General features: G+C 55.0%; 2 tRNA genes and 3 rRNA genes. All 5 read right to left on the reverse strand.

Annotated features, from left to right (window positions below):
* Positions 1 to 245: 245 nt before the first annotated feature.
* The 5 genes from rrf to SLW56_RS20730 all read right to left on the reverse strand — a co-directional run bounded on the left by rrf (position 246) and on the right by SLW56_RS20730 (position 5417).
* Positions 246 to 360: ribosomal RNA gene (rrf, locus tag SLW56_RS20710) — 5S ribosomal RNA — on the reverse strand.
* A 154-nt stretch (positions 361 to 514) separates the two neighbouring features.
* Positions 515 to 3394: ribosomal RNA gene (locus tag SLW56_RS20715) — 23S ribosomal RNA — on the reverse strand.
* A 223-nt stretch (positions 3395 to 3617) separates the two neighbouring features.
* Positions 3618 to 3694, reverse strand: a tRNA-Ile gene (locus SLW56_RS20720).
* A gap of 14 nt (positions 3695 to 3708) precedes the next feature.
* Positions 3709 to 3784, reverse strand: a tRNA-Ala gene (locus SLW56_RS20725).
* A gap of 88 nt (positions 3785 to 3872) precedes the next feature.
* A 16S ribosomal RNA gene (locus SLW56_RS20730) occupies positions 3873 to 5417 on the reverse strand.
* The 16S, 23S and 5S rRNA genes sit together here with 2 tRNA genes alongside, the layout of an rRNA operon.
* Between the last annotated feature and the right edge of the window lie 440 nt (positions 5418 to 5857).

Consider the following 5857-nt stretch of genomic DNA (forward strand, 5'->3'; position numbering starts at 1 on the left):
TTGCGAGGCTTCGCCCGCCCCCTCATCCGCCCCTGCGGGGCACCTTCTCCCGATGGGAGAAGGAACAACCGAGCCCCTCTCCCGCCGGGAGAGGGGTTGGGGTGAGGGTACGGCGCGCAGCACCTGGGCGGCATGTCGCCACGGGGCGTGCGCCCGGCCTTCCATCGCCTGGGCGCGTCGTGTTGGTTTTTCGCACGCGCAATAAAAAATCCCCGTCCTTGTGGGACGGGGATTTGGGGTAAAGCCCCTGGCGATGACCTACTCTCGCATGGCTTGAGCCACACTACCATCGGCGCAGCTGCGTTTCACTTCCGAGTTCGGGATGGGATCGGGTGGTTCCACAGCGCTAATTTCACCAGGGAGACGGTTGGAGTGTCGCCGCGTGCGTGTTCTCGGTTGTTGGACCGAGGACGGCAGGGCGCCAGCCTCTCATGGGGTGTGATGTAGCGAGCGAGTGAGAGCGATCGACGTGTGTCGCGCTAAGGGATGCTTCGAGGAAGCATCTTGAGGTTATATGGTCAAGCCGCACGGATCATTAGTATCAGTTAGCTCAATGCATTGCTGCACTTACACACCTGACCTATCAACCACGTAGTCTACATGGTTCCTTTAGGGGACTTGTGTCCCGGGAGATCTCATCTTGAGGCGCGCTTCCCGCTTAGATGCTTTCAGCGGTTATCGCTTCCGAACATAGCTACCCGGCAATGCCACTGGCGTGACAACCGGAACACCAGAGGTTCGTCCACTCCGGTCCTCTCGTACTAGGAGCAGCCCCTCTCAAATCTCCAACGCCCATGGCAGATAGGGACCGAACTGTCTCACGACGTTCTGAACCCAGCTCGCGTACCACTTTAAATGGCGAACAGCCATACCCTTGGGACCGACTACAGCCCCAGGATGTGATGAGCCGACATCGAGGTGCCAAACACCGCCGTCGATATGAACTCTTGGGCGGTATCAGCCTGTTATCCCCGGAGTACCTTTTATCCGTTGAGCGATGGCCCTTCCATACAGAACCACCGGATCACTAAGACCTACTTTCGTACCTGCTTGATCCGTCGATCTTGCAGTCAAGCACGCTTATGCCTTTGCACACAGTGCGCGATGTCCGACCGCGCTGAGCGTACCTTCGTGCTCCTCCGTTACTCTTTAGGAGGAGACCGCCCCAGTCAAACTACCCACCATACACGGTCCCCGATCCGGATTACGGACCTAGGTTAGAACGTCAAGCACGACAGGGTGGTATTTCAAGGATGGCTCCACTGCAGCTAGCGCCACAGTTTCATAGCCTCCCACCTATCCTACACAGACGAACTCAACGTTCAGTGTAAAGCTATAGTAAAGGTTCACGGGGTCTTTCCGTCTTGCCACGGGAACGCTGCATCTTCACAGCGATTTCAATTTCACTGAGTCTCGGGTGGAGACAGCGCCGCTGTCGTTACGCCATTCGTGCAGGTCGGAACTTACCCGACAAGGAATTTCGCTACCTTAGGACCGTTATAGTTACGGCCGCCGTTTACTGGGGCTTCGATCAAGAGCTTCGCCTTGCGGCTGACCCCATCAATTAACCTTCCAGCACCGGGCAGGCGTCACACCCTATACGTCCACTTTCGTGTTTGCAGAGTGCTGTGTTTTTGATAAACAGTCGCAGCGGCCTGGTTTCTGCGACCCTCTTCAGCTATAGCTCGCACGAGCCACCAAAAAGGGTGCACCTTCTCCCGAAGTTACGGTGCCATGTTGCCTAGTTCCTTCACCCGAGTTCTCTCAAGCGCCTGAGAATTCTCATCCTACCCACCTGTGTCGGTTTACGGTACGGTCTGCGTAAGCTGAAGCTTAGGAGCTTTTCCTGGAAGCGTGGTATCAGTGACTTCGTCTAAAAGACTCGTCTCGGTGCTCGGTCTTAAAGGATCCCGGATTTGCCAAAGATCCAAACCTACCGCCTTTCCCCGGGACAACCAACGCCCGGTACACCTAACCTTCTCCGTCCCTCCATCGCACTTACGCGAGGTGCAGGAATATTAACCTGCTTCCCATCGACTACGGCTTTCGCCCTCGCCTTAGGGGCCGACTCACCCTGCGCCGATTAACGTTGCGCAAGGAAACCTTGGGCTTTCGGCGTGCGGGTTTTTCACCCGCATTGTCGTTACTCATGTCAGCATTCGCACTTCCGATACCTCCAGCAGACTTCTCAATCCACCTTCGCAGGCTTACGGAACGCTCCTCTACCGCGCATCGCTTATCGCGATGCACCCCAAGCTTCGGTTCACTGCTTAGCCCCGTTAAATCTTCCGCGCAGACCGACTCGACCAGTGAGCTATTACGCTTTCTTTAAAGGGTGGCTGCTTCTAAGCCAACCTCCTGGCTGTCTATGCCTTTCCACATCGTTTTCCACTTAGCAGTGAATTTGGGACCTTAGCTGTGGGTCTGGGTTGTTTCCCTTTTCACGACGGACGTTAGCACCCGCCGTGTGTCTCCCATACAGTCCGTCTCGGTATTCGGAGTTTGCAATGGTTTGGTAAGTCGCGATGACCCCCTAGCCATAACAGTGCTCTACCCCCGAGAGGATACATATGAGGCGCTACCTAAATAGCTTTCGAGGAGAACCAGCTATCTCCGGGTTCGATTAGCTTTTCACTCCTAATCACACCTCATCCCCTACCTTTGCAACGGGAGTGGGTTCGGGCCTCCAGTCAGTGTTACCTGACCTTCACCCTGGGCATGACTAGATCACCCGGTTTCGGGTCTACTGCCCGCGACTATGCGCCCTTATCAGACTCGGTTTCCCTTCGCCTCCCCTATACGGTTAAGCTTGCCACGAACAGTAAGTCGCTGACCCATTATACAAAAGGTACGCAGTCACTCTTGCGAGCTCCTACTGCTTGTACGCACACGGTTTCAGGATCTATTTCACTCCCCTCTCCGGGGTTCTTTTCGCCTTTCCCTCACGGTACTGGTTCACTATCGGTCGGTCAGGAGTATTTAGCCTTGGAGGATGGTCCCCCCATGTTCAGACAGGGTTTCACGTGCCCCGCCCTACTCGTCTTCACTGGTATGGCCCTTTCAAATACAGGGCTATCACCTTCTATGGCCAACCTTTCCAGGTTGTTTTTCTAAAACCATACCAGCTTAAGGGCTAGTCCCCGTTCGCTCGTCACTACTTAGGGAATCTCGGTTGATTTCTTTTCCTCCGGTTACTTAGATATTTCAGTTCACCGGGTTCGCTTCCAGCAGCTATGTATTCACTGCAGGATACTGCCGAAGCAGTGGGTTTCCCCATTCGGACATTGCCGGATCAAAGCTTGTTGCCAGCTCCCCGACACTTTTCGCAGGCTGCCACGTCCTTCATCGCCTCTGACCGCCAAGGCATCCACCGTGTGCGCTTATTCGCTTGACCATATAACCTCAAGTTGCCTCAAGGTCATATTCAGTCCAGGGGTACAAAGCCTGGACGCGAACTATAACGACTCAATTTCTAGGGACTCGAGGTCCCCGCCTTAGCCACAACGACACGTCGAGAAGTGTGTTCTCAAACGCTCGCTACATCACAAATTATTAAAGAACAACGCTACGGCCTCAACGCCGAGCATCTAAATTCTTAGTGTGCGATACATTCAGAGTGGTGGGTCTGGGAGGACTCGAACCACCGACCTCACCCTTATCAGGGGTGCGCTCTAACCACCTGAGCTACAGACCCAAAGTCTTCGTCAGTGGTGGAGCCAGTCGGGATCGAACCGACGACCCCCTGCTTGCAAAGCAGGTGCTCTCCCAGCTGAGCTATGGCCCCGGTATTTCGGGGTGCTCCGCCCTGTGGCGGAACTCTCTGAATGCAGGTTACTTGTGAGGACGCCTGACAGATGAAGCTGTCATGCTCAAAAGGAGGTGATCCAGCCGCACCTTCCGATACGGCTACCTTGTTACGACTTCACCCCAGTCATCGGCCACACCGTGGCAAGCGCCCTCCCGAAGGTTAAGCTACCTGCTTCTGGTGCAACAAACTCCCATGGTGTGACGGGCGGTGTGTACAAGGCCCGGGAACGTATTCACCGCAGCAATGCTGATCTGCGATTACTAGCGATTCCGACTTCATGGAGTCGAGTTGCAGACTCCAATCCGGACTGAGATGGGGTTTCTGGGATTGGCTTACCGTCGCCGGCTTGCAGCCCTCTGTCCCCACCATTGTAGTACGTGTGTAGCCCTGGTCGTAAGGGCCATGATGACTTGACGTCATCCCCACCTTCCTCCGGTTTGTCACCGGCGGTCTCCTTAGAGTTCCCACCATTACGTGCTGGCAACTAAGGACAAGGGTTGCGCTCGTTGCGGGACTTAACCCAACATCTCACGACACGAGCTGACGACAGCCATGCAGCACCTGTCTCACGGTTCCCGAAGGCACCAATCCATCTCTGGAAAGTTCCGTGGATGTCAAGACCAGGTAAGGTTCTTCGCGTTGCATCGAATTAAACCACATACTCCACCGCTTGTGCGGGCCCCCGTCAATTCCTTTGAGTTTCAGTCTTGCGACCGTACTCCCCAGGCGGCGAACTTAACGCGTTAGCTTCGATACTGCGTGCCAAGTTGCACCCAACATCCAGTTCGCATCGTTTAGGGCGTGGACTACCAGGGTATCTAATCCTGTTTGCTCCCCACGCTTTCGTGCCTCAGTGTCAGTGTTGGTCCAGATGGCCGCCTTCGCCACAGATGTTCCTCCCGATCTCTACGCATTTCACTGCTACACCGGGAATTCCGCCATCCTCTACCACACTCTAGTTGCCCAGTATCCACTGCAATTCCCAGGTTGAGCCCAGGGCTTTCACAACGGACTTAAACAACCACCTACGCACGCTTTACGCCCAGTAATTCCGAGTAACGCTTGCACCCTTCGTATTACCGCGGCTGCTGGCACGAAGTTAGCCGGTGCTTATTCTTTGGGTACCGTCAGAACAATCGGGTATTAACCGACTGCTTTTCTTTCCCAACAAAAGGGCTTTACAACCCGAAGGCCTTCTTCACCCACGCGGCATGGCTGGATCAGGCTTGCGCCCATTGTCCAATATTCCCCACTGCTGCCTCCCGTAGGAGTCTGGACCGTGTCTCAGTTCCAGTGTGGCTGATCATCCTCTCAGACCAGCTACGGATCGTCGCCTTGGTGGGCCTTTACCCCGCCAACTAGCTAATCCGACATCGGCTCATCTATCCGCGCGAAGCCCGAAGGTCCTCCGCTTTCACCCTAAGGTCGTATGCGGTATTAGCGTAAGTTTCCCTACGTTATCCCCCACGAAAAGGTAGATTCCGATGTATTCCTCACCCGTCCGCCACTCGCCACCCAGAGAGCAAGCTCTCCTGTGCTGCCGTTCGACTTGCATGTGTTAGGCCTGCCGCCAGCGTTCACTCTGAGCCAGGATCAAACTCTTCACTTAAAACTACATGCCCGAAGGCAAAAGCTTTGATATGCAGAGTTCAAACCAAGCTACGTATCGCTTGCAAAGCAATTGATTTGTTGCTCTTGATTCGAACGTCTGCAAGATGGACAGATCTTCCACCTGCAGGCGTCCTCACAAGTTACCTGCGCACACTGTCAAAGAACCTCGGGGCCGGCCTCAGCGCCTTTCCCTTTTTCGCCCCGACGTTTCCGTCCGAGTGAGCCGCCCATTATAGCGGGCTTTTTGTTTCCGTCAACACCTCATTTCGAGGCGGTTGACGCTGGCTCGCCTTCAAACCCGAGGGCTTTTCGTCGAACCGAGCCGCCCATCATAGCGGCTTTTTTCTTGCCGTCAACACCTTTTTGATCAGGTGGTTGACGCCGCTTTTTCGTCCAAACCCGAAGGCTTTTCCTCGAAGCGAGCCGGCCATATTAGCC

Origin of the sequence: Xanthomonas sp. LF07-6 (assembly GCF_034105445.1) — a bacterium.
GTDB classification, from domain to species: Bacteria; Pseudomonadota; Gammaproteobacteria; order Xanthomonadales; family Xanthomonadaceae; genus Xanthomonas_A; species Xanthomonas_A sontii.